At 71.2% G+C, this 22,012-nt stretch carries 17 protein-coding genes, 1 pseudogene and 1 riboswitch; of the genes and pseudogenes, 3 read left to right on the top strand and 15 right to left on the bottom strand.

Going from position 1 to position 22,012, the window contains the following annotated elements; translation table 11 throughout:
• Nucleotides 1-36: 36 nt before the first annotated feature.
• From OOZ19_RS17735 to rsmI, 10 genes and pseudogenes are all read right to left on the bottom strand, one after another.
• Nucleotides 37-993, bottom strand: coding sequence for a 4-(cytidine 5'-diphospho)-2-C-methyl-D-erythritol kinase (locus tag OOZ19_RS17735; protein WP_266091299.1), 957 nt, complete (start codon nt 991-993; stop codon nt 37-39).
• Nucleotides 994-1,209: 216 nt separating this feature from the next.
• Nucleotides 1,210-2,022 (bottom strand): MetQ/NlpA family ABC transporter substrate-binding protein, encoded by an 813-nt coding sequence (locus tag OOZ19_RS17730; RefSeq protein ID WP_266091220.1) that lies wholly within the window; start codon nt 2,020-2,022, stop codon nt 1,210-1,212.
• Nucleotides 2,023-2,131: 109 nt separating this feature from the next.
• Entirely contained in the window at nt 2,132-2,815 is a 684-nt protein-coding gene (locus OOZ19_RS17725; protein WP_266091219.1) for a methionine ABC transporter permease, read from the bottom strand.
• Complete coding sequence (locus OOZ19_RS17720; RefSeq protein WP_266091218.1) at nt 2,812-3,834, bottom strand: methionine ABC transporter ATP-binding protein; 1,023 nt, start codon at nt 3,832-3,834, stop codon at nt 2,812-2,814. The genes OOZ19_RS17725 and OOZ19_RS17720 overlap by 4 nt, the downstream gene beginning before the upstream one ends.
• Nucleotides 3,835-4,106: 272 nt before the next feature.
• A riboswitch (SAM riboswitch) is annotated at nt 4,107-4,198 on the bottom strand.
• 201 nt (nt 4,199-4,399) lie between these two features.
• Nucleotides 4,400-5,275, bottom strand: coding sequence for a 16S rRNA (adenine(1518)-N(6)/adenine(1519)-N(6))-dimethyltransferase RsmA (gene rsmA, locus OOZ19_RS17715; protein ID WP_266091217.1), 876 nt, complete (start codon nt 5,273-5,275; stop codon nt 4,400-4,402).
• 231 nt (nt 5,276-5,506) lie between these two features.
• Entirely contained in the window at nt 5,507-7,066 is a 1,560-nt protein-coding gene (locus OOZ19_RS17710) for a resuscitation-promoting factor (protein ID WP_416309455.1), read from the bottom strand.
• A gap of 687 nt (nt 7,067-7,753) precedes the next feature.
• A pseudogene (locus OOZ19_RS17705) lies at nt 7,754-8,005 on the bottom strand (transglycosylase family protein); the annotation flags it as partial.
• Between the two features lie 313 nt (nt 8,006-8,318).
• Nucleotides 8,319-9,131: a TatD family hydrolase gene (locus tag OOZ19_RS17700; protein ID WP_266091296.1), complete on the bottom strand. Its 813-nt coding sequence runs from the start codon at nt 9,129-9,131 to the stop codon at nt 8,319-8,321.
• 176 nt (nt 9,132-9,307) lie between these two features.
• Nucleotides 9,308-10,324 (bottom strand): glycoside hydrolase family 183 protein, encoded by a 1,017-nt coding sequence (locus OOZ19_RS17695; RefSeq protein WP_266091216.1) that lies wholly within the window; start codon nt 10,322-10,324, stop codon nt 9,308-9,310.
• Between the two features lie 400 nt (nt 10,325-10,724).
• Nucleotides 10,725-11,570, bottom strand: a complete 846-nt coding sequence (rsmI, locus tag OOZ19_RS17690) for a 16S rRNA (cytidine(1402)-2'-O)-methyltransferase (protein ID WP_266091215.1) — start codon at nt 11,568-11,570, stop codon at nt 10,725-10,727.
• Nucleotides 11,571-11,593: 23 nt separating this feature from the next.
• Between rsmI and OOZ19_RS17685 the strand changes: the two genes are divergently transcribed.
• Entirely contained in the window at nt 11,594-13,168 is a 1,575-nt protein-coding gene (locus tag OOZ19_RS17685; RefSeq protein WP_416309454.1) for a dolichyl-phosphate-mannose--protein mannosyltransferase, read from the top strand.
• Between the two features lie 89 nt (nt 13,169-13,257).
• On the opposite strand, the gene lat is transcribed toward OOZ19_RS17685, so the two are convergent.
• On the bottom strand, nt 13,258-14,613 hold the full coding sequence (gene lat, locus OOZ19_RS17680; RefSeq protein ID WP_266091214.1) for an L-lysine 6-transaminase: 1,356 nt from the start codon (nt 14,611-14,613) through the stop codon (nt 13,258-13,260).
• Nucleotides 14,614-14,781: 168 nt separating this feature from the next.
• Nucleotides 14,782-15,288: a MarR family winged helix-turn-helix transcriptional regulator gene (locus OOZ19_RS17675; RefSeq protein WP_266091213.1), complete on the bottom strand. Its 507-nt coding sequence runs from the start codon at nt 15,286-15,288 to the stop codon at nt 14,782-14,784.
• A 45-nt stretch (nt 15,289-15,333) separates the two neighbouring features.
• On the opposite strand from OOZ19_RS17675, the gene OOZ19_RS17670 reads away from it, so the two are divergent.
• Together OOZ19_RS17670 and OOZ19_RS17665 are read left to right on the top strand one after the other, a co-directional pair.
• Nucleotides 15,334-16,941: an FUSC family protein gene (locus OOZ19_RS17670; protein WP_266091212.1), complete on the top strand. Its 1,608-nt coding sequence runs from the start codon at nt 15,334-15,336 to the stop codon at nt 16,939-16,941.
• 313 nt (nt 16,942-17,254) lie between these two features.
• Nucleotides 17,255-18,961 (top strand): FAD-binding dehydrogenase, encoded by a 1,707-nt coding sequence (locus OOZ19_RS17665; protein ID WP_266091294.1) that lies wholly within the window; start codon nt 17,255-17,257, stop codon nt 18,959-18,961.
• Between the two features lie 85 nt (nt 18,962-19,046).
• On the opposite strand, the gene OOZ19_RS17660 is transcribed toward OOZ19_RS17665, so the two are convergent.
• The 3 genes from OOZ19_RS17660 to OOZ19_RS17650 form a co-directional block, all read right to left on the bottom strand.
• Complete coding sequence (locus tag OOZ19_RS17660; protein ID WP_266091211.1) at nt 19,047-19,280, bottom strand: hypothetical protein; 234 nt, start codon at nt 19,278-19,280, stop codon at nt 19,047-19,049.
• 49 nt (nt 19,281-19,329) lie between these two features.
• The gene (locus tag OOZ19_RS17655) at nt 19,330-19,635 is read right to left on the bottom strand and encodes an ArsR/SmtB family transcription factor (protein WP_184476650.1); all 306 of its coding nucleotides are present in this window, start codon (nt 19,633-19,635) and stop codon (nt 19,330-19,332) included.
• Between the two features lie 118 nt (nt 19,636-19,753).
• Nucleotides 19,754-21,937, bottom strand: a complete 2,184-nt coding sequence (locus OOZ19_RS17650; protein ID WP_266091210.1) for an MMPL family transporter — start codon at nt 21,935-21,937, stop codon at nt 19,754-19,756.
• Nucleotides 21,938-22,012: the final 75 nt, after the last annotated feature.

Genomic DNA, 22,012 nt, shown 5'->3' with positions numbered 1-22,012 from the left:
GGGGGTGTTGATCTCCAGAGGAACGTGAGGGGTGGATCAGGCGTGGACCTGGGGCGGGGTCGGCCGGTCCGCGCGTTCGTCGCTGACGATCCGGGCGCCGGGCACCGGGCCTTGCGCGACCCGCACGGTGCGGCAGACGCCCGCACCGGAGAGCTCGGCGGCCACCCGGACCGCGGCGTCGTTGTCGGTGCACAGGAAGGCGCAGGTCGGTCCGGAGCCGGACACGATCCCGGCCAGGGCGCCCGCCTCGACGCCCGCGCGCAGCGTGCGGCGCAGGTTCGGCCGCAGCGACACGGCCGCGGACTGCAGGTCGTTGCCCAGCAGCAGCGCCAGCTGCCGCGGATCACCGGAGGCCAGCGCCTCCAGGAGGGGTTCGACCTCACCGACGCCGTGCGGGCCGGTGTCGCCGCGCAGCCGGTCCAGTTCGCCGTAGACGCCGGGCGTTTCGAGTCCGCGCCGGTCCAGCGCGATCACCCAGTGGAAGGTGTGCCGGGCCAGCACCGGCACCAGCCGCTCACCACGACCGGTTCCGAGCGCGGTGCCGCCTTGCAGGGAGAACGGCACGTCGCTGCCGATCTTGGCGGCGATGTCGCTGAGCTCGTCGCGCCCGATCTCCAGGCGCCACAAGGTGTTCAGCGCCAGCAGCGAGGCGGCGGCGTCGGCGCTGCCGCCCGCCATGCCGCCCGCGACGGGGATGCCCTTGCGGATCGAGAGCCGCACGCCGGGTTCCTCCGGGTCGCGCCCGGAGTGTTCGGCGAGCAGGCGGACGGCGGTCCACGCGAGGTTGCTGGGCCCGGTCGGCACCGAGTCGGCGCCTTCGCCGTGCACCTCGATGCCGGGTTCGTCGGCGGTCTGCACCGTCACTTCATCGGTGAGCGACAACGCCTGGAAGACGGTGACCAGCTCGTGGTAGCCGTCCGGGCGAGCATCGCCGACCGACAGATGCAGGTTCACCTTGGCCGGGACACGCACGGTGATGGGGGTGGGTACCACGGAGAGCACTCCTAGAGCCTACGTGTCCGCGCGAGCCCGGTGCCGCCCCAGGACTGTCGAACTCGTTCTGAACAGGTGGCCGGGTAGCGGAATCCTCAGCGGTGACCCGGCCGCGTGGCCGGGTCACCGCTCGTCGGCTTCGCCGCTGACAAGACGAAGCCGACGGGTCCTGGCACGGACCGGGCAGGTTCAGAGAGTGAACGAGCCGCGGATCGGTCAGGAAGCGGGGACGACCGAGATCCCGCCGTAGGTCTTGTTGATGTAGTCCTTCACCTCGGGCGAACGCAGCAGCTCGGCGAGCTTCTGCACGCGGGGGTCCTTGGCCATCGCCGGGGACGCCACCAGGCCGTTCGCGTACGGGTTGTTCTCCGCCTTCTCCACGACGAGCGGGTCCTTCAACCCGGCCTTGAGGGCGTAGTTGCCGTTCACGATCGCCGCGTCGGCGTCGTCGACCGCGCGGGGCAGCTGGTCGCTGGAGAGCTCCTGGAACTCGATCTTCTTCGGGTTCTCCGCGATGTCGCGCACCCCGGCGCCCTGCTCGGCACCCGGCTTGAGCTTGATGACGCCGTTGTCCTGCAGCAGCTTCAGACCGCGAGTCAGGTTCGACGGGTCGTTGGGCAGCGCGATCCGCGCGCCGTTCGGCAGCTCCTGGAGGGACCCGACCTTCTTCGAGTAGATCGACAGCGGCTCCAGGTGCACCGTCTGCACCCATTCGAACTCGCCGCCGCGCTGCGCCTTGTACTCCTCCAGGTACGGCTTGTGCTGGTAGTAGTTCGCGTCCAGCTCGCCGTTGGCGACGGCCTCGTTCGGCCGGTTGTAGTCGTCGAACTGCTCGATCTCCAGGTCGATGCCCGCCTTCGGGGCGAGGTTCTCGTCGACGTACTTGAGGATCTCGCCGTGCGGCTGCGGGCTCACGCCGATGGCCAGCGGGGCGTTCGGGTCCTGCGCGGCCTCAGTGCCGCTACCGCCGCACCCTGCCAGCGCCAGCGAAGCGGCGGTGAGCACGACCGCCAAGGAACGAATGCGCATCAATGCGTCCTTTCTGGAATGAAGGCCGGCCGGTGACGCGCACCGGTAGCGGCAGCGGGCCCGCGAGGGGCCCCTGCCATCGGCCGATTCGGCTGAAGTGCGGTTGCGACTACCCGGTCGCGGTGCGGCGGCGGTCCACGGCCTTCGCCGTGAAGTCGGTGAGCAGCTGCATCGCGAAGGCCAGCACCGCGAGCACGACCACCGAGCCGTAGAGGACCCGCTCGTCGTAGGCCTGGTACCCGTCCTGGATGGCGGTGGTCCCCAGCCCGCCGCCACCGATCGCGCCCGCCATCGCGGCGTAGCCGATGAGCGCCACGGCGGTGACGCCGACGGCCCCGACCAGCGCGGCGCGCGCCTCGCCGATCAGGACCGTCCACACGATCCGCCACCGGCCGGAGCCGGTGGTGATCGCCGCTTCGACGACGGTGAAGCTCACTTCGCGCAACGCGTTCTGGGTCAGCCGCGCGAAGAACGGCACCGCGCCGATCGTCAGCGGCACGATCACCGCGGTGCTGCCGATGGAGGTGCCCACCAGCAGCCGTGTGAAGGAGGCGAGGACCACCAGCAGCACCACGAACGGCACGGACCGGACCACGTCGACGATCACACCGAGGATCCGGTGCAGCGTCGGCCGCGGGTCCAGTCCGACCGGCGAGCTCAGGTGCAGGAACACGCCGAGCGGCAGACCACCGAGCACTGCCAGCACGGTCGCCACCACGACCATGTAGAGCGTTTCGCCGGTGGCTTCACCGAGCATCTCCACGACTTCCGCCCAAGGGGTCGGATCACTCACGCAGCGACTCCATCAACACTGACCGGGGCGCGCCGCACGTGCGCGTCGCGGTCGACCATCCATTTCAGCGCCTGCTCCGAGCGCTCGCCGGTGAGTCCGATGCGGAACTTCGCGACCGGCGTGTCGCCGAGCCGGGTCAGGCCGCCGCCGAGGATGGACAGCTCCACCCCGAAGCGGCTCGACGCCTCCGGCAGCAGCGCGCCGACGGCGGCGAAGCCGACGAGCACCACTTCGGCGACCACGTCGTGGCGCACACCGGGCACGGCGGGCGCCTGGTCGGTCTCGGGCAGCAGGCTGGTGCTGACGCGGCTGCCGGGTTCGGCGACCAGGTCGAGCACCTTGCCGTGTTCGGCGACGCGGCCGTCTTCGAGGACCGCGACGTCATCGGCGATGCGGCGCACCACGCTCATGTCGTGGGTCACCACGAGCACCGTGACGCCCAGTTCGGAGCGGGCACGGTCGAGCACCGTGAGCACCGAGTCGGTGGTGCTCGGGTCCAGTGCGGAGGTCGGTTCGTCGGCGAGCAGCACCGAGGGCTTGGCCGCGAGGGCGCGGGCGACCGCGATCCGCTGCCGCTGCCCGCCGGAGAGCCGGTCCGGGTAGACGGGCGCCTTGTCGGTGAGCCCGACGAGGTCGAGCAGCTCGGCGACGCGGCTGCGGCGCTGCGGCGCGGCCATCCCGGCCGCCTCCAGCGGCAGCGCCACGTTGCCCGCGGCCGTGCGCTGGCGCAGCAGCGAGTCGCCCTGCGGCACGACCCCGATGTGGCGGCGCGCCGCACGCAGCGCGGAGCCTTCGAGCGCCACGAGGTCGGTGCCGTCGACGCGGATGGCGCCGCGGTCGGGCTTCTCCAGCAGCGCGATGCACCGGGCGAGGGTGGACTTGCCCGCGCCGCTGGGGCCGACGACGCCGCACACCGCGCCGGCGGGGACCTCCAGGGAGACGTTGTCGAGCGCGACGACGTCGGCTCGACTCGACTGGTCGTGCCGGAAGGACTTGGTGAGGTTCTCGACTGTGATCACGATCGCTCCGCATCAGCTCACGCCGGACCGGCGGGCATGCCGCATCGGCCGGGAAGGAGGAACAGAAAGGCTGGGGAAGGGGCTGCGACGGCTTCGGCCGTCAGCGGACGCGGCGACAGGCTGTCGTGGTGCGGCGTCCGTGATCGATCACTCGGCGTTGGGTCAGCGCGAGTCCGTGCGGGCCGGATCCGGTCCGGGCGCGACCACCGCGGGCGCGCCGACGGTTGATCCGGGGCGCGCGTTCACCTTCGAGCAGAGTTTCAGACACCACAACTCCATCGACCCTGGCGTTAGCACCTGCTCACTCGTGGAGTGGTTGCTGCGGCGTCGTAGAGCCAGGTCTCTCAGCCGCTCGGGATGGATTTCCCGCATAGTAGAACGCAGGGGTGTCGGCGAATGCAAGCTGCGGACGGTCACTATGTGGAATCGTTTGACAAATCACATCCCCCTTGCGAGCAGGGATTCTTGATCAATCCGAATATTCCAGTGACCATATGTGACCATCGCAACGCTTTTGGCCCCGGTCGGTCTAACGCTCAGCAGCGCCGCGAGTCCGAGTGCGAACTCAGCGCACCAGTCGGGCCGCGGCATCGGCCACCCGAGCGAAATCCACCACCGCGAGCTGCTCGCCCCGCGTCGTCGGCTCCACCCCGGCGGCCCGCAGCACCTGCTCCGCGCGCGCCGCCGACCCGGCCCAGCCCGATAGCGCCGCCCGCAGCGTCTTGCGCCGCTGCGCGAACGCGGCGTCGATCGCCGCGAACACCTGCTCGCGCGGCGCCGTCGACGGCGGGTCGGTCCTGGTGAACGACACCAGTCCGGAATCCACGTTCGGCACCGGCCAGAACACGGTGCGCGGCACCGGCCCCGCCCGGCGCACGTCGGCGAACCACGCGGCCTTCGCGCTCGGCACGCCGTAGGTCCGGTTGCCGGGTTTCGCGGCCAGCCGGTCCGCTACCTCGGACTGCACCATCACCAGACCGGTGCGCAGCGTCGGCAGCTCGGCCAGCAGGTGCAGCACCACCGGCACCGCCACGTTGTACGGCAGGTTCGCGACCAGGGCCGTCGGTGGCCGCTCCGCGAAGTCCGCGGCGCGCACGCGCAGCGCGTCGGCTTCCAGCACCCGCAGCTCGGCCTGGTGGTCGGGGGCGAACTCGGCGGCGGTGCGCGGCAACCGCTCGGCCAGCACCGGGTCGATCTCCACCGCGACCACGCCCGCCGCCGCGGGCAGCAGCGCCAGCGTCAGCGACCCCAGCCCGGGGCCGACCTCCAGCACCACGTCATCGGCGGTGAGCTCGGCGGCCCCCACGATGCGGCGCACCGTGTTCGGGTCGTGCACGAAGTTCTGCCCGAGTCGTTTCGTCGGGCGGATCCCCAGCTCCTCGGCCAGCCGGCGAACATCGGCCGGCCCGAGCAACCGCGCCCTGTTCGCGTGCTGTTCCACGAGGTCAAAGTTACTCGGGCGTCCCACTTGAGCTGCGTAGTGGGTCGGGTAGCGGAAACTCCGGCCGGTGGTCGGCCTGCGTGCGCGTGGGCTAATCGCTGCGCGATTGCAGGCACGACCTTCGGCCGCAAGGCAGGCACGGCCTTCGCCGCCCAACTGCACCGCTTCGCCGCTGGGAAAAACGACCGGCCACCGGCGGAATGCCGGTGGCCGGTCGGGAGAGCCGGAAGATCAGAGCCCGAGCTTCGAGGAGCAACCCGGCCAGGCGCCGTAGCTGCCGCCGCGGGCGTCGCGCACCTTGGTGGCGACCGAGATCTGCTGCTCGCGGCTGGCCTGGTGCGGGTAGGCCGCGTACTGGTCGCCGCCGTAGGCGTCCCAGGTGCTCTTGTCGAACTGCAGGCCGCCGTAGTAGCCGTTGCCGGTGTTGATCGCCCAGTTGCCGCCGGCCTCGCACTGGACCAGCTTGTCCCAGACGGCGCCGTTCGGCGGCTGCTTGGTGCCGACCCGGACGACCTTCTCCTTGGCTTCCTTGGTGATCTTCTCGCCCACCGCTTCGCGGCCGGTCTCCTCGCCGTTGCGAGTGCTCACCCGGGTGAAGACGATCTTCTCGCCGGGCGAACCCGGGTTCTCGACCTTCTCCTCGCCCTTGAGCATGGAGTCGTCCTCGATCTCCTTGACCGGGGGCTCGATCGGCACGGTCACGTTCACCACGGTGCTGCCGGTGCGGACGATCTGGACCTGCGCGCCGCTGGTGATCTTCTGGTCACCGCCGGGCGTGATGTGGTCTTCCGGCCCGAGCTGGAGGTTCTGCTCCTTCGCCAGCTCGTCGACGGTCACCGCGGTGGTGGTCAGCTGCCGCGGCTCACCGGCGCCATCGGTGATGGTGATGTCCTTGGCGGTCTTGACCGTGAGGTCCATGCCCTGCTCGGGCACGGCCATGCTGCGCGCGGAGGAGACCCAGGCACCGTCGTCGGCGACGCCGAGCTGGCGCAGCGCCTGGCCGACGGTCACCGACCGGACCCATTCCTCGCGCTGCTCACCGTCGACGGTCATCTTCAGCAGACGCCCGCGGTCGAGGGTGATCGTGTCGTTGTGCCCGACCTTGGACTGCGGGGAGGGGCTCAGCGCGTCGTGCTCGCCGATGCTGATGCCCTCGTCCTCGAGGACTTCACCGACGGTCGACTCGTAGGTGTTGACCTGGCGTTCCTTGCCGTCGACCTCGACGGTGACGGACTTGTCCATCGCCGCCGCGGCACCACCGGTGCCGGTCAGGGTGAGGATGACCGCGGCGACCGCGCCCTTGAGGAAGCGCTGCTTCCACGAGGTGATCGCCTCGACGACCTCGGGGGACGGCGCGGTCGCGCCTTCGGGGTCGGAGAGCTCGTCCGGCAGGACCAGCGGCGGCATCACCACGGTCTCGGCGTTGACGAGCCGGATGAGCTCCTCGACGTCGATGTCGGCCGTCGCGAGCATCTCGTCGGCCTGCGGACCGAGCGCCTCGAGCACGTCGTCCGGCGTGATCTCCAGCGCGCCGGGCGGGAAGCTCGGGTGGTCTTGGGCCGGGTACCGGCCGCTGATGGGGGCGAACGGCTGTTCTGCGGTGATCTCGGTGTCGCTCTCGCGATCGAGCAGGCCGACCGCGGTCTGCTGCTCCGAGCTCACCGGGCTGAACCAGTCCGTTGATGCGTTGAAGGATTCGGCCCAATAGCCGTGATCCTGGCCTGCACCGCCCAGCGGTTGATCGCTGTAAGCAGTACTGCCGTGGGCACCGGGGATGCCTCGTCCGTTCACAGGGTCGCTACCTCTCGAAAGCGAGAAGCCGCCCGCAGCGCGCGGGTGATCATGGGGAGTTCGCCGAACATGCCTGTCCACGAACTCCTTCACCTGCCGCTACGCGACTTCGTGCTTCGTTTCCGTATCCGACTCCCGTAGCCAAGCGCCTTTTCAGCCGATACCTGATGCGTGCTGGTCTCGTTCCCAGCCCGATCGGTGGCACCGACTTCCCCGACGTACCCGGCGGCGACTAGCGGGCGTTCCCGTGACTTCGTTGTCATCGGTTACGAGGCCGAGACTCTAGCGTGATCGAGCGGGCCCGCCAAGGGGCGACCCGGTCCTGTGACCTGGGTTACGCCGAAATGCCGCACAACCGAGCACCGTCAGTGATCGAACGGCGGAATCCGGCGCGACTCGATCCCCATTTTCCCACTACCCCAACGGTTTCTCAGTCGATCATGCAAATCGACGGATCAGTCCGATGTGGACACCACGGTCGTCACTGGTGAGCGGGTCACGGGGCCGGAGGTTCCCGGGGTCTGATCGACCGCTCCGACGGGGGTTGGGGCACGGACGGCGGAAGAGCGCGGTCATCTCCCGCCGCCCGCGTCGGGGTCGGCACCGGCCACTCGGATGCGCAGGGTGATGATGAACGTCACTTGCTCACACTCTCGAGCGGTCTCGGGGGCCGGGGTGGAGCACCGCTCAGCGGGGCAGCCCGAGCTTGCGGGCGCAGGACGGCCAAGCGCCGTAGCCGCCGCGGTCCTCGCGCAGCGAGCTCGCCACCGAGATCTGCTGATCGCGCGAAGCCTGGTGCGGGTAGCCGGCGAACGCGCCGCCGCCGTAGGCGGCCCAGGTGCGGCGGTCGAATTGGAGGCCGCCGTAGTAGCCGTTGCCGCTGTCGGTGGCCCAGTCGCCACCGGATTCGCAGTGCGCGAGCCGGTCCCACACCGAACCGGAACGGGACTCGGAGCCGTTCGCGGCCTGCTCGGGGGCGGATGCGGGGGTCGCGGTCGCGATCGGGGCGCCGCTCAACGTGATCAGTGCGGCGATCCCGATCCTGGTGAAGCCACGGATGCGCATACAGGTCCTGACTGCCGTGCTTCCGGGCAGAGGCCCCGGCGCGGGCAGCGAACCGTCCGGTCCACTGTGGCCGATCGTCGAGGTCGTCCCCTCCCGGCTTCCGCAGGGGACGCTAGGTCGCCGGGCGGGCACCGCAAGTTCATGCGCACGCCCGGCGCATTAGCACAGCACTCTCCGTCAGCGCAGGTCAGCCCGTGGCTACCTGATCGAGCCGGAAGACCCGCTCGGCCGTGGCGGAGGTGGCCACGGCGAGTTCAGCGAGATCGGCTCCGCGCAGCTCCGCCAGGTCCCGAAGGGTGTAATTGGCGCAGTACGGCTCGTTCGGCCGACCGCGGAACGGGTGCGGGGTGAGGAACGGCGCGTCGGTCTCCACCAGCATCTGCTCCACCGGCACCAGCCGGGCCGCTTCGCGCAGGCCGACGGCGTTGGCGTTGCGGAAGGTCGCGGTGCCGGCGAACGACAGCACGTAGCCGCGGTCCACGCAGGCGCGGGCGAACTCGGCGTCGCCGGAGAAGCAGTGGAAGATCACCGTCTCCGGGGAGCCCTCCTCGGACAGGATGCGCAGGATGTCCTCGTGCGCGTCCCGGTCGTGGATCATCAGCGGCTTGCCGGTGCGCTTGGCCAGGTCGATGTGCCAGCGGAACGCCTCGTGCTGGGGCTCCGGCGGCGAGAAGTCCCAGTAGTAGTCCAGCCCGGTCTCGCCGATCGCGACGACCCGAGGCCGCCCCGCCAGCTCCTCCAGCACCCGCCGGTCCGCGTCGGTGAAGTCCTTGGCCCTGGTCGGGTGCAGCGCGACCGCCGCGAACACGCGATCGTCCCAAGTGGACGCTTCGGCGGCCCAGTTCGCGGCCTCGATGTCGTCGGCGACCGTGACCACCCTGGTGATCCCGGCTGCTTCCGCCCGGTCCACCAGCTCCCGCACGTCGTCGGCGGTCTTCGCGCCGCACGCGTCGAGGTGGGTGTGCGCGTCCACCGCGGGCGCGGGCAGCGCCTCCGGCATCGGCGGCCGTTCCTTCTTGTCCTTCTTGCTCACCGTCCACCCCTCGCAGGCCGCGCAGGCCCCGCTTCGTGCCGCACTCGTGCCGATGTCCCGGCGCCACGACCTCGTTCCGGCCGGGCGCCGCCACCGGCGAATCCGAGCCTACGGTCCCCGCGGAGCGCCCCCGGGAACGGGCATCACGCCAGGTCGGCGCGCAGGAAGGACACGTTGTACGGCCGCCACTGGGTCATCGTGAAGTAGACCGCCGGGCGGTCCGCCGCCCACGGATGCTGGAAACCGCCGTAGAGCGCCGGGAACCGCGAACCCGCCGCCAGCACCCGCCCGGCCGACCACGGCCCGGTGAGCCGATCCGCGGTGCGCAGCACGATCGCGGCCCGCCGCTCGTCCAAGTGCACCGCGAACCAGCAGCCGAAGTGCTCGTTGAACTGCACGGACAACTCCGCGACCGGGGCACCGATCACGGGCCGCGCCTCGTGCGGGTCCGCCGCCCAGCCCCGCGCCGTCCAGTACTCGTAGGCCGCCGGGTCGAGCAGGTCGTCCGCGCCGACCCGCGCGAGGTGCCCGGCGCCGAAGCGCCCGCTCGGCGTCCCCAGCAGGTGCACGTGACCGTCGACGACTCCGGCGAACGCGATCAGCTGGAACGGGTGCCCGCCCTGGTCGCGGCGGCGGAACCGGCTAAGGAACCGCTGCCCGTGGTTGCGCCAGACCGCCGTGCCGGACTTCGTCCAGGTCAGCCCGCCGTCGTCGGAGTAGGCCAGCGCGCCGTAGTTGGTGTGCCACACGCCAGGCATCCCCCAGCGGCGCACGGACATGTAGTGCACGTAGTTGCGCTCCCCGACGGCGATGCCCGCGGTGGGGATCACGGTGTGCTCGCGCGTCCCGGTGCGGTCGCCCGGCAGGAACTGGCCCGCCGAACCGTCCTCGCGCCGCACGACCCAGTCGAAGGCGAGACCGGAGTCGAGGTCGGTGTCGGTGGACCGGGCGAGCACGTTGTACCGCCAGTCCGCGCGCCGCGGCCCCGCTCCGTTGCCGCCCCAGCGGTCGCCGTAGGTGTCGCCGAACGCGGCCAGCACGCCACCGCGCCCGTCGTCCCACAGGATCCCGAGGTCCGTCGCGGTGACTCCGGAGCCCGCGTTGCGCGACTCCGCCCCCGTGATCGCCGCCAGCTTGGTCGTCCCGGTCACCCGCACCATGCCCGAAACGCTACGTTCCTCGGACTCGTTCGGCGTGATCCTGTGAACAGGTCCTGTCTCCGACCGCTAGGAGAGGCCCCGGGTGGCGAGAGCCCGTCCGCGAACTCGTCGCGCGAGGTGATGAGCAGCGTTCTTGGCTCTCGTGTCCTGCCAGCGGCAGAGCCGCTGAGGAGCCTGTCTTTGATCTTGTTTGGTCTGTGCCCTGTCAGCGGCGAAGCCGCTGAGCAGTGACCGGCCTGAGCACAAGGACCACCGGCGGGTTCTCAGCGGCTTCCTCGCGAGGACAGCGATTTCGCCGTGCATCGGACATGCATCAGAAATCGGTCCCGCGGCGAGGAAGCCGCTGAGGTTCCGCCACCCGACCCACTACCCAGGCCAGGCTCGAAGACAGGCGCGGAAGTCACTGCCGGGCGGCGAGGACCGCGGTGTAGAGGTCGTTCTTGCGCGCACCGCTGAGCTCGGCGACCTCGGCGACGGCGTCCTTCAAGCGCATCCCGTCCGCCGCGCGCTCCTCGACCTGCGGAACGAGGTCGGCCGGGTCCTGCGAGATGGGCACCGCGCCCGCGATGACCACGGTGATCTCCCCGCGCACCTCCCCCGCCGCCCACTCCGCCAGCGACCCGAGATCGCCGCGGCGCACCTCCTCGTAGGTCTTCGTCAGCTCCCGGCACACCACGGCCGCGCGGTCAGCGCCGAGCACCTCCACCGCGTCCGCCAAGGTGTCCCCGAGCCTGCGCGGCGACTCGAAGAACACGCAGGTCCGCTGCTCCGCCACGAGGCGCCCGAACCAGCGGCGCCGCTCCCCGGACTTGCGCGGCGGGAAGCCCTCGAAGCAGAACCGGTCCGAGGCCAGCCCGGACACCGCGAGCGCCGTCGTCACCGCGGACGGGCCGGGCAGGCAGGTCACCACCAGCCCTTCCGCGGCGCAGGCCGACACGAGCCGGTAGCCCGGGTCGGACACGCTCGGCATGCCCGCGTCGGTCACCAGCAGCACGTCGCGCCCCTCCCGCAACGCCTCCAGCAGTCGCGGGGTGCGGGCCGCCTCGACGTCCTCGTAGTAGCTCACGATCTTCCCGGACGGGCTCACCCCCAGCGAAGTCGCCAGCGCACGCACCCGGCGGGTGTCCTCGGCGGCGATGATCGCGGCCGAGCCCAAGGCGTCGATCAACCGAGCCGACGCGTCGCGGGCGTCGCCGAGCGGCGTCGCGGCGAGCACCAACGTGCCCGATCCGGATTCGAAGTCCATGAGCTCAACCCTACGATTCAGGTGTGAGCGTGCTCGTGCCGAACTCCGCCGGCGGCCAAGCCGAGAACATGGTCGGGCCCGGCCGAACTCCCCCCGCAGCCGAACCCGGTTCCTGGGACGCCCGGGCGCTGCTCGCCCCGAAGATGCCGGCGGACCGGTTGCGCAGCTGGATCATCACCCTGGTCATCGGGCTGATCGCGGGCGTGGTCCGGATCTGGGACCTCGGACGCGCCACGGACAAGGGCACCCCGGTCTTCGACGAGAAGTACTACGCCATCCAGGCGTGGCAGATGCTGCGCAACGGCGGATACGAGGACAACCCCGGCTACGAGGTCGTCGCGCACCCCCCGGTGGGCAAGCAGCTGATCGCCATCGGCGAGTGGATCTTCGGCTACAGCCCGTGGAGCTGGCGCATCGCGGCGGCGCTGGCGGGCACGGTCATGGTGGTGCTGCTCGTGCGCATCGCGCGCAGGCTCACCCGTTCCACGCTGCTCGGCGCGCTCGCCGGGGTGCTGCTGATCTGCGACGGGCTCAGCCACGTGCAGTCGCGCGTCGGGATGCTCGACATCTTCCAGGCGCTGTTCGTGCTGGCGGCGTTCGCGCTGCTGCTGGTCGACCGCGATCAGATGCGGGCCAGGCTGGCCGTGGTCGTCGCCGAAGGACGCATCGGCGACAGCAGGTGGGGCCCGCGGATGGGCTTTCGCTGGTGGCGCTTCGCCGCCGGGCTGTCGCTGGGCCTGACCTGCGGGGTCAAGTGGAACGGCATCTACTACATCATGGCCTTCGGCCTGCTCAGCGTGCTCTGGGACGCGCTGTCCCGGCGCACCGCCGGGGTCGAGCGGCCGTGGGTCGGCGCGCTGCTGCGGGACACGGTGCCCGCGCTGGGCTCGCTGCTGGTGCTGCCGATCGCGGTGTACTTCGCGACGTGGGCGAACTGGTTCGCCAGCGAGACGGCGACCGACCGGCACGCGGCGATCATCTCCGAGGACGTGGGGCTGAACTTCCTGCCCGACCCGCTGCGATCGCTGCTGTTCTACCAGCTCAACGTGCTGGACTTCCACACCCACCTGGACACCGGCAGCAACCCGCACCCGTGGGAGTCCAAGCCGTGGGCGTGGCCGATGGGCATGCGCCCGATGCTCTACTACTACGAGTCGGGGCTGACCGGCTGCGGTGAGTCCGATTGCGTGCAGGCCACGATGCTGCTGGGCACGCCCGCCATGTGGTGGCTCGCGCTGCCGGTGGCGGCGTGGGCCGTGTGGCGCGCGACGAGCCGGCTGGACTGGCGCTACACCGCGGTGCTCGTCGGGTACGGCGCCGGCTACCTGCCGTGGTTCATCAACCTGGACCGGCAGATGTACTACTTCTACGCGACGCCGATGGCACCGTTCCTGGTGCTGGGGATCGTGCTCATCCTGGGGGAGATCCTCGGCACTGCCCAGGAGCACACCGAGCGCCGCAAGACGGGGTTGCTGGTGGTCGCGCTGTACGTGGGCATCGTGGTGGCGAACTTCGTGTGGCTGTGGCCGATCCTGAACGGCGAGCTGATCACCCAAGAGCACTGGCAGGCCGAACTCTGGCTCCCCTCGTGGCGGTGAGCCGCCCCTGCTCTGGCTGAGCAGGCGTGAGCGGACCGTTCGTCCAACGGGATCGGGCGAACGGTCCGCTCACTTGGTTCCGGTGCGGCTCAGGGGAGTTCGGTCAAGGTGGCGCGCAGGGCGGCCACGGCCTCGGTGATCTCCTCCGGCGACACCGACAGGGACGGGCGGAATCGCAGCGAGTCGGGCCCGGACGGCAGGAACAGCGTCCGGTGCCGGTCTCGCGCCACGGCGATCGCCGCGTCCCGCTGAGCCGGTTCGAGGAAGCTCACCGCGCACATCAGCCCACGTCCGCGCGCTGAGCGGATCACCTCCGGGAACTCGGCGGCGAGCGCACCGAGCTCGCCGAGCAGCAGCTCGCCCATCCGGCGGCTGTGCTCGAACAGCCCGTCCCGCTCGACGATCTCCAGGATCCGCGTGGCCCGCACCATGTCCACCAGCGATCCGCCCCAGGTGGAGCTGATCCGGCTCGGCTCGCGGAACGCGTTGTCGGCGATGTCGAGCACCCGGCGCCCGCCCAGCACCCCGCACACCTGCAGCCGCTTGCCGAACGCCACCAGGTCCGGCTCCAGCCCGAGTTCGCGGTGCGCCCACACCGCGCCGGTCAACGCTCCGGTCTGCACCTCGTCGGCGACGGTGAGCACGTCGTGCTCGCGGCAGAGCTCCTGCACGGCGGTGAGGAATCGAGGCCGCAGGTGCCGGTCACCGCCCTCGCCCTGGATCGGCTCGTACACGAAGCAGGCGATCTCGGCTCCGTACCGGCGCAGCGCGGCCTCGGCGGCGTCGAGCGCGACGCGCTCCTCCGGCAGCAGCTCCGGGTCGTCCCAGCGCTGGCCGGGCTCGACAGCGGGGCTGGGGATGCGCGGCCAGTCGAACATCGGGTAGTCGCGGATCTTCGCCGGATCGGTGTTGGTCAGCGACAAGGTGTAGCCGCTGCGGCCGTGGAAAGCGCGCTCCAGGTGCAGCACCCTGCTGCCGCGGACGCCGATGCCCTGGCGGGCGTTGTGCTTGGTCTTCCAGTCGAAGGCGACCTTGAGCGCGTTCTCCACGGCGAGCGTGCCGCCGTCGATGAGGAACAGCAGCGGCAGCTCCGGCACGCCCGCCACGCGGCGGAAGGTCTCGGCGAACCGGGCCTGTTCGACGGTGGCGAAGTCCGGGTTGGCCGGCTTGACGCGCGCGGTCCGCACCAGCGCGGCCTCGAACTCGGGTTCGCGCAGGCCGGGGTGTCCGTGGCCGAGCGGCGCGGAGCTGAAGAACATCGTCATGTCGAGGTATTCGGTGCCGTCGCGCAGGTCGCGCAGGCGGCAGCCGTGCCCGGAGTCGAGGTCGACCACGATGTCCAGCAGGTCGCCGGTGACCTGCGCGCGGAGCGCGGGCACCGCCTGCTCGGCCTCGGTGGTCGCGGTGGTGGGCTGGTCGAGAACGGCTTCCTGCTGTGCGGTCATGTCAGCCTCCTCGTGCGTAGTGCGGTCGCGGTGGCGCCATCACTGTTCACGAAAAATTATGACCATCAGACAGGCAAGATCACAATATTTTTCCTCCAGATGCCCGTCTGCACGAAAGATTTCCTTTCGCTGGCGCCACACGTACTCCCGCGCCCGCCCAGGTGGCGGTCAGTGCGCTTCGCCCGGACCTTCCATCGCGCGCAGCAGGTCGGCGAGTCCGCCCGCCAGCGACTCCCGCTGCCGAGCCGCCAACCCGGCCAGCAGCGCCTGCTCGGCATCCATGACCCGCGGGAACAGCCCGTCGATGAGCCGCTCACCCTGCTCGGTGAGCCGCACCCGCGCGCTGCGCCGATCGCGCTGATCGGTGGAGCGCTCCAGCAGCCCGCGGTCGGTGAGCTCGCGGAGCCGCTTCGTGGTCGCCGCCCCGGAGGAGACGGTCAGCTCGTTGAGCCGCCCCGGAGTCACCGCCGCACCGCTGCGGCGCAGCGCGCACAGCAGGTCGAACTCCGCGCGGTTGAGGCCACCTTCGGAGATCGTCGTGTCGAGGCGCCGCCGCAGCACCGCCGCCGCGCGCAGCACCCGCCCGATCACGTCGATGCTGGTCGTGTCGATCTCCGGGTGCACCTCGCCCCACTGCGACCGGGCCGCGTCGATGAGATCCGGTGTCCGCTTCATCTCACCATCGTTTCACTAGTAAACTATTTTCTCTACACTGCCCAGGTGACCGGAACCGTCCTGACCCGCAACCTCCGGGACACGTTCCGGCTCCGCCGGAACGGCCCGTTCCTCTGGCCCGCCGCTCGCGCCCTGCTGGCGCTGGCGGTCCCGCTGGCCGTGCTGCTGCTCATCGACCGGCTCGACCTGCTGCCCGGCGCCGTGTTCGGCGCGTTGAGCAGCGTCTACGGCCGCACCGAGCCCTACTACCGGCACGCCAGGACGCTGGGCGCGGTGGCGGTCGGCATGGTGCTCGCCGTGGCCGTGGGCGAGGTGATCGCCGTGTTCGCGGGTGGCACCCCGTGGCACGAGGCGGTGGCGCTGGCGGCCACCGCGCTGGTCGGCGCCGCGGCCACCGTGCTCTGCGCGGCGGTCAAGCTCGGCCCGCCCGGTGGGCTGATCTTCGCATTCGCCGTCGGCGCCTGCGCGCACCTGCCGCTGGTCGCCGCCGACCTCGGGCCGCACCTCGCGGCGGCGTCGCTGTGTGCCGCGTTCGCCTGGATCGTCAACGTTGCCGGAGCGGCGGTCATCGGCCTGGCGCCCCAGCGCCGGGCGGTGGCGGCGGCGCTGGAGGCCACCGCGACCGCGCTGGTGGCGCGTTCCGATCTCGCCGTGCGGCACCAGGCCGCGGTGGCGGTGGAGTCGGCGTGGCACAGCGTCGCGCTCGTCGGCAGGCGGCACCGCGACTCCTCCGCGCACCGGGCGCTGGTCCGCGCCGTGGACGCGTGCGAGGTGCTGCTCGGCCCGGACGCTCCCGCGATCACCGCCGATGACGTGCGCGCCGCCGCGACCGCGATCCGCGCGGGCGATCAGATCCCCGAGCTGCCCCCGGTGGGCTCGGCCGACGTCCGCACCCCCATCCCGGCGTCGCGTTGGCGGATCATCCGCGAGGTGCTGCGCGCGGCCGTGCGCCCGCGTCGCGCCGGCTCCTGGCTGCTGCCCTACGCCGCCCGCGTCTTCGTGGCCGCGCTGCTCGCCGGTGCCGTCGCCGACCTGCTCGGCATCGGCCACGCCTACTGGGCGGCGGTGTCGGCGGTGTCCGTGCTGCAGGCGACGAGCACGGCGACCTCCGTGCCGCGCATGGTGCAACGCGTGTCCGGCACCGTGGCCGGAGTGCTGATCGGGGTGGCCGTGCTCTCCGCGCACCCGGCGGTCTGGATGCTGCTCGTCGCGCTGGTGCTGCTGCAGTGGGGCGCGGAGATGACGGTGACCCTCAACTACGCGCTCGGCCTGCTGTTCGCGACGCCGGTCGCGCTGCTCGTCAGCGCGCTGGGCGCTCCGGCGGATCCGGCCGTGCTCGCCTCCCACCGGTTCTGGGCGACGCTGCTGGGCGCGGCGGTGGCCGTCGGCATCTCCTGGCTGCTCCCGAACCGCGCTTGGCTCTCCCGCGTGCACACGGCGCTGGCCCGCGTGCGCACGCTCAGCGCGGCGGAGCCGATCCACCCGCCCGCGCTGCGCGGCGCCCTGGTCGAGCTGCACGAGGCCTACGAGCTGGCGGCGGGCGAGATCCGCCCGGCGCTGCTGCCGACCGAGTCGCTGCTCACCGCGTCGCACGAGGCCTACGCGCGGCTGGACGCCGCCGCACCGCACCGCGGCCTAGCCCCGGAACGCTGACCGGCGCCACGGGAGCAGGGCCGCGCGGCGCGGTCCCGCCATTCAGCAGACGCACCGGCCCGACGAAGATTGCTACTTTCCAGTAGCAAGTGGGAGCCAGCTGCGCGTCCGACCCCGGTGGCCGCGCTCGCCCGCCCTCCGACGAGGCGGTGCGGAGCCTGCCGCGGGACGTCGTGATCGCACGGGGGAGCCCGTTCACGCCGATGTGGAGGACTCGACGATGAGTTCGTCAGAAGACCGAGGTATCAGCCGTCGCGACGTTCTGGCCGCCGGGAGCGCGTTCGCCGCGACCGGAGCGGTGGCCGGCCTCGGCATGTCCCCCGGCTCCGCCGGCGCCGCCGCCGACGACGCCGAGGCCGACGCCATCGTCGTCGGAGCGGGCCTCGCCGGGCTGGTGGCGACCTCGGAACTGGTCGCCGCGGGACGGCGGGTGCTGCTGGTGGACCAGGAACCCGAGGCCAGCCTGGGCGGGCAGGCGTTCTGGTCGCTGGGCGGGCTGTTCTTCATCGACTCCGTCGAACAGCGAGCCGCGGGCATCAAGGACTCCCTGGAACTGGCGCGGGCCGACTGGTTCTCCAACGCCGGTTTCGACCGCGGCGTCGACGACCCGCTGGGCGAGGACCACTGGGGAGCGCGCTGGGCGGACGCGTACCTGCAGTTCGCCGCCGAGGAGAAGCGGTCCTGGCTGTCCGGTTTGGGCATGAGCTGGGTGCCGATCGTCGGCTGGGCGGAACGCGGCGGGCAGATGGCCGACGGTCCGGGCAACTCCGTGCCCCGCTTCCACCTGACCTTGGGCACCGGACCCGGCGTCATGGAACCGTTCGAGAAGCTCGTGCGCGAGGCGGCCGAGGCCGGGAAGGTCTCCTTCCGGTTCCGCCACCAGGTCGACTCGCTCAGCACGACCGGGGGCGTCGTCGACGGCGTGCGCGGCAGCGTGCTGGAACCCAGCGACGCCGAGCGCGGCACGCCCAGCTCACGCACCAAGGTGGGCGACTTCGAGCTGCGCGCCCCGATCGTCATCGTCACCTCGGGCGGCATCGGCGCGAACCACGACCTCGTCCGCAGCAACTGGCCGTCCTACCTCGGGGAACCGCCCGCCCGCCTCATCACCGGGGTCCCCGCCCACGTGGACGGGCGGATGCTCGGCATCAGCGAGGCCGCGGGAGCCCGCCTGGTCAACCGCGACCGCATGTGGCACTACACCGAGGGCCTGATCAACCACTCCCCCATCTGGCCCGACCACGGGATCCGCGTCCTCGCCGCCCCGTCCTCGATGTGGTTCGACGCCGAGGGTGGCCGCTTCCCCAACCCGGGCATCCCGAGCTACGACACGCTCGGCACCCTCGAAATGATCATGCGCACCGGGCACGACCACTCCTGGTTCGTGCTGAACAAGCGGATCATCGACAAGGAGTTCGTCCTCTCCGGTTCGGAGCAGAACCCGGAGCTCACCCGCAAAGACCTCGCCGCCTACCTGGCCGGGCGCCTGTTCCACGACACTCCGCCCCCGGTCAAGGCGTTCATGGACGACGGGGAGGACTTCGTCATCGCCGACGACCTCGCCGAGCTCGTCAAGGGCATGAACGCGCTGGCGGGCACGAACCTGATCGACGCGGACGACCTCGGCAGGCAGATCACCACTCGGGATCAGCAGGTCGACAACCCGTTCACCAAGGACAACCAGGTGATGGGCATCCGCAACTCCCTGGCCTACTCCGGGGACAGCCTCGCGCGGACCACTCCGCTGCACAAGATCCTCGACCCCGCCGCGGGGCCGCTGATCGCGATCCGCATGAACATCCTCACCCGCAAGACCCTCGGCGGTCTGCAAACTGATCTGTTCGGTCGCGTCCTCGACGTCGCGGGCCGGCCGATCCCAGGTCTCTACGCGGCGGGCGAGGTCTCCGGCTTCGGCGGTGGAGGTGTCCACGGCTACCGCGCCCTGGAAGGAACCTTCCTCGGCGGCTGCCTCTTCTCCGGCAGGCAAGCGGGCCGCGCGGCGGCCTCCGAGAGCGCTTGATCGAGCCCCGGGAACGCGAAACCGCCCGGCCGCGCCCGATTTCCGGGAACGACCGGGCGGCGAACGCGTCGTCCCGGCGGCCGGGTCAGTCGATGCTCTTGAGCAGCCGCTCGACCTCCGCGATCCGCCCGCTGAGCTGAGCGATCTCCTCGCGCAGCGAATCCTGCTTCGCCACGGCCTCCTCGGCGAGCTTCCGGTACGCGGCCATCGCCACGGCGTCGGCGCGATGCCGTTGCAGGCGGAAGTACGCGCTGACGCTGACCGTGATGCCGACCACGACGATCAGCACGATCAGGATGGCCACGAACGCTCCGGACATGTCGAGATTTCCTCCCCAGGGTCGACCGCTCGCGTCTGCGGGCGAGCGGTCAGTGGTCCTCTTCCTCGTCCGCGCGGAGCGCGGCGAGGACCGTGTCCACCGTCAAGTCCAGCTCGAACGGCACCAGCTCGAAGTACTTCATCGCCTTGCCGTCCGAGGAGAGCTCGAGCTTACCGGTGACCAAGCCCGCACCCTCCAGACGTTCCAGGTGCATGTAGAGCAGCGGGCGGGACAACCGGAGCCTGCGGGCGAGTTCGCTCACGTGCACCCGCCCGTCCGACAACCCGGCGATGATCCGCAGCCGCTGGGTGTGCCCGATCGCGGAGAGCAGGGCCAGCAGTTCTTCGCTGTTCACGACCCCTCCTCCTCCACTTCGGACATCGATCCCGGCGACGCCAAGATACGTGATTCGGGCATCCGCCCTCCGCGGCGGAGGCGGTGCCCCGGCCCGATCGCCGGGGCACCGCTCGCCATCACCTCGTCGCGGCGGAGACCGCTTCCCGGTCCCGGTCGCGACCGCCGCGCGGCGACCGGATCCGGGCGGGCCACCAGGTGCGCTCGCCGAGCAGCACCATCAGCGAGGGCAGCACCAGCACGCGGATCACGAAGGCGTCCAGCAGCACCGCCACGGCCAGCCCGAGCCCGAGCTGCTTCATCTCCGGCAGGCCGGTGAACACGAAGCTCAGGAACACCGAGACCATGACGATCGCCGCGCTGGTGACCACCCCTGCCGAGGACGTGATCCCCTCGTGCACCGCCTTCGAGGTGGGCAGGCCGCGCTGCACCGCCTCCTTGATCCGGCTGACCACGAAGACGTGGTAGTCCATCGACAGCCCGAACAGGATCACGAACAGGAACAGCGGCACCCGCGAGACGATGAACCCGCCGGACTCGAAGCCCAGCAGCCCCTCCGCCCAGCTGCTCTGGAAGACCAGCACCAGCACGCCGAAGGTGGCGCCCGCGGACAGCAGGTTCAGCAGGATCGACATCCCCGCCAGCACCGCCGAGCGGAACGAGATCAGCATCATCACGAAGGTCAGCAGCAGCACGAAGGCGACCACTTCGGGCAGCGTCTCGGACTGGTGCCCGGCGGTGTCGACGTTGCGGGCCACGCCGCCGCCGACGGCGAACTCGGTGCTCGGCACGCCGCCCAGCTCGGCGGGGGCGAGCTCGCGCAGCCGGTGCAGGGAAGCCGACGCCTCCGGGGAATCCGTCGCGTACGGGATGCCGAGCTGCACCGTGTGCACGAGCCCGTCCGCGGAGGTGCGCACCTGGGCGTCGTCCTCGCGGGTGATCGCCGGGTCCTGCTGGGCCCGCTCGACCAGCCGCCCCAACGCCTGCTCGGCCTCCGCCGCGTGCGCGGAGTCGGAGCGGACGGCGACGAAGTTCGAGGCGCCCTCGGCCGGGAACTCCTGGACCAGGCGGTCGTTCACCTGGATCCCGGGGATGCCCTTGGGCAGCGTGTTGTTGCCCGGCAGACCCAGCTGCATGTTCAGCGCCGGGGCGGCCAGCAGCAGCATCGCCAGCGCGGAGACCGCGAGGGTCGCCCCGGGACGCTTCATCGACGGGCGCAGCATCACGGGCCAGAACCGGCCGGGGCCTTGCCGCTCGGCGAGCTTGCCGAAGAACGGCACCCGCGGGCGGTCGATGCGCCGCCCCAGCTTCGCCAGCACCGCGGGCAGCACGGTCAGCGAGCTGATCACCGCGACCAGCACCACCGCGATCGACCCGGTGGCCAGCGAGGCGAACACGACGTCGCCTGCCAGGTAGAGGCTGGCCATCGACACCATCACCGCGATGCCCGACACGACCACGGTGTGCCCGGACGTCGCAGCCGCTACCTCGATCGCCGCGAAGTGCGAGAGCGTGCCGCCGGAGCGGGCCCGCTCCTCGCGCTCCCGCTTGATGTAGAAGAGCGAGTAGTCGACGCCGACGGCCATGCCGAGCAGCAGGATGATGTTCTTGACGGTCCCCACATCGGGGATCAGGTGCGAGGTCAGCGCGGACAACGACATGGCCGTGACCACGCAGGACAGCGCCAGCAGCACCGGCACCCCGGCTCCGAGCAACGAGCCGAACACCATCAGCAGGATGATCACCGTGACCGGCAGGGTGATCTTCTCGCCGAGCGCCAGGTCCTCGCCGAGCTGCTCGTCGATGCCCTGGTCGATGGAGACCTGTCCGGTCTGCTCGACCTTGAGGTCCGGGTGGGCCTCCTGCACCGAGGCGGTCTGCTCCAGCAGCGCGCCGACCTCGGGCAGGGCCTGCTTGTCGTCGCCGTGCATCCGCACCTGGACCAGCAGCGCGTTGCCGCTGGGGGCGTGGACCGGTTCGCCGACCTCGGCGACCGCGGGCAACGCCCGCATCCGCTCGGAGACCTCGCGCGCCGCCGCGTCGGCCTCGGGCGGGAGCCCGCCGGACGGCGAGGTGATCAGCACTTTCTCCACGACGGGATCGGTCATGCCGCCCTCGGCCAGCAGCGCCTCGGCACGGCCGGCCTCGCCGATGCGGTAGTCGGCGCTGGTGGCGTCGACCGTTCCCGCTATGCCGCTGCCGACGACGCAGACGGCCACGAAGACCACCCAGCCGATGATCGCCTTCCACGGATGCGTGGCGCTCCATCGGGCCATCCGCACGGTCACGGATCGCTTCTGCACGTTGCTCAACTCCTATCCGGCGAGCTGCCGGAGCGGTCGCGTCATCACTCCGGTCGGGATGTTGCGCGGACACGT

It is taken from the genome of Saccharopolyspora sp. NFXS83, from assembly GCF_026241095.1.
Taxonomy (GTDB): Bacteria; Actinomycetota; Actinomycetes; order Mycobacteriales; family Pseudonocardiaceae; genus Saccharopolyspora_C.
Note: the sequence above shows the minus strand (reverse complement) of the source record. Positions and strands in the feature narration are given on the sequence as shown.

What these genes read in the sequence shown, in the direction of transcription:
- OOZ19_RS17730 (WP_266091220.1), bottom strand. Translation starts at nt 2,022, where the DNA reads ATGCGCATTCGTTCCTTGGCGGTCGTGCTCACCGCCGCTTCGCTGGCG.
- OOZ19_RS17700 (WP_266091296.1), bottom strand. Translation starts at nt 9,131, where the DNA reads ATGCCGGAGGCGCTGCCCGCGCCCGCGGTGGACGCGCACACCCACCTC.
- OOZ19_RS17665 (WP_266091294.1), top strand. Translation starts at nt 17,255, where the DNA reads ATGTCCCCCGGCTCCGCCGGCGCCGCCGCCGACGACGCCGAGGCCGAC.
- OOZ19_RS17660 (WP_266091211.1), bottom strand. Translation starts at nt 19,280, where the DNA reads ATGTCCGGAGCGTTCGTGGCCATCCTGATCGTGCTGATCGTCGTGGTC.
- OOZ19_RS17695 (WP_266091216.1), bottom strand. Translation starts at nt 10,324, where the DNA reads ATGGTGCGGGTGACCGGGACGACCAAGCTGGCGGCGATCACGGGGGCG.
- lat (WP_266091214.1), bottom strand. Translation starts at nt 14,613, where the DNA reads ATGACCGCACAGCAGGAAGCCGTTCTCGACCAGCCCACCACCGCGACC.
- rsmI (WP_266091215.1), bottom strand. Translation starts at nt 11,570, where the DNA reads ATGGACTTCGAATCCGGATCGGGCACGTTGGTGCTCGCCGCGACGCCG.
- OOZ19_RS17675 (WP_266091213.1), bottom strand. Translation starts at nt 15,288, where the DNA reads ATGAAGCGGACACCGGATCTCATCGACGCGGCCCGGTCGCAGTGGGGC.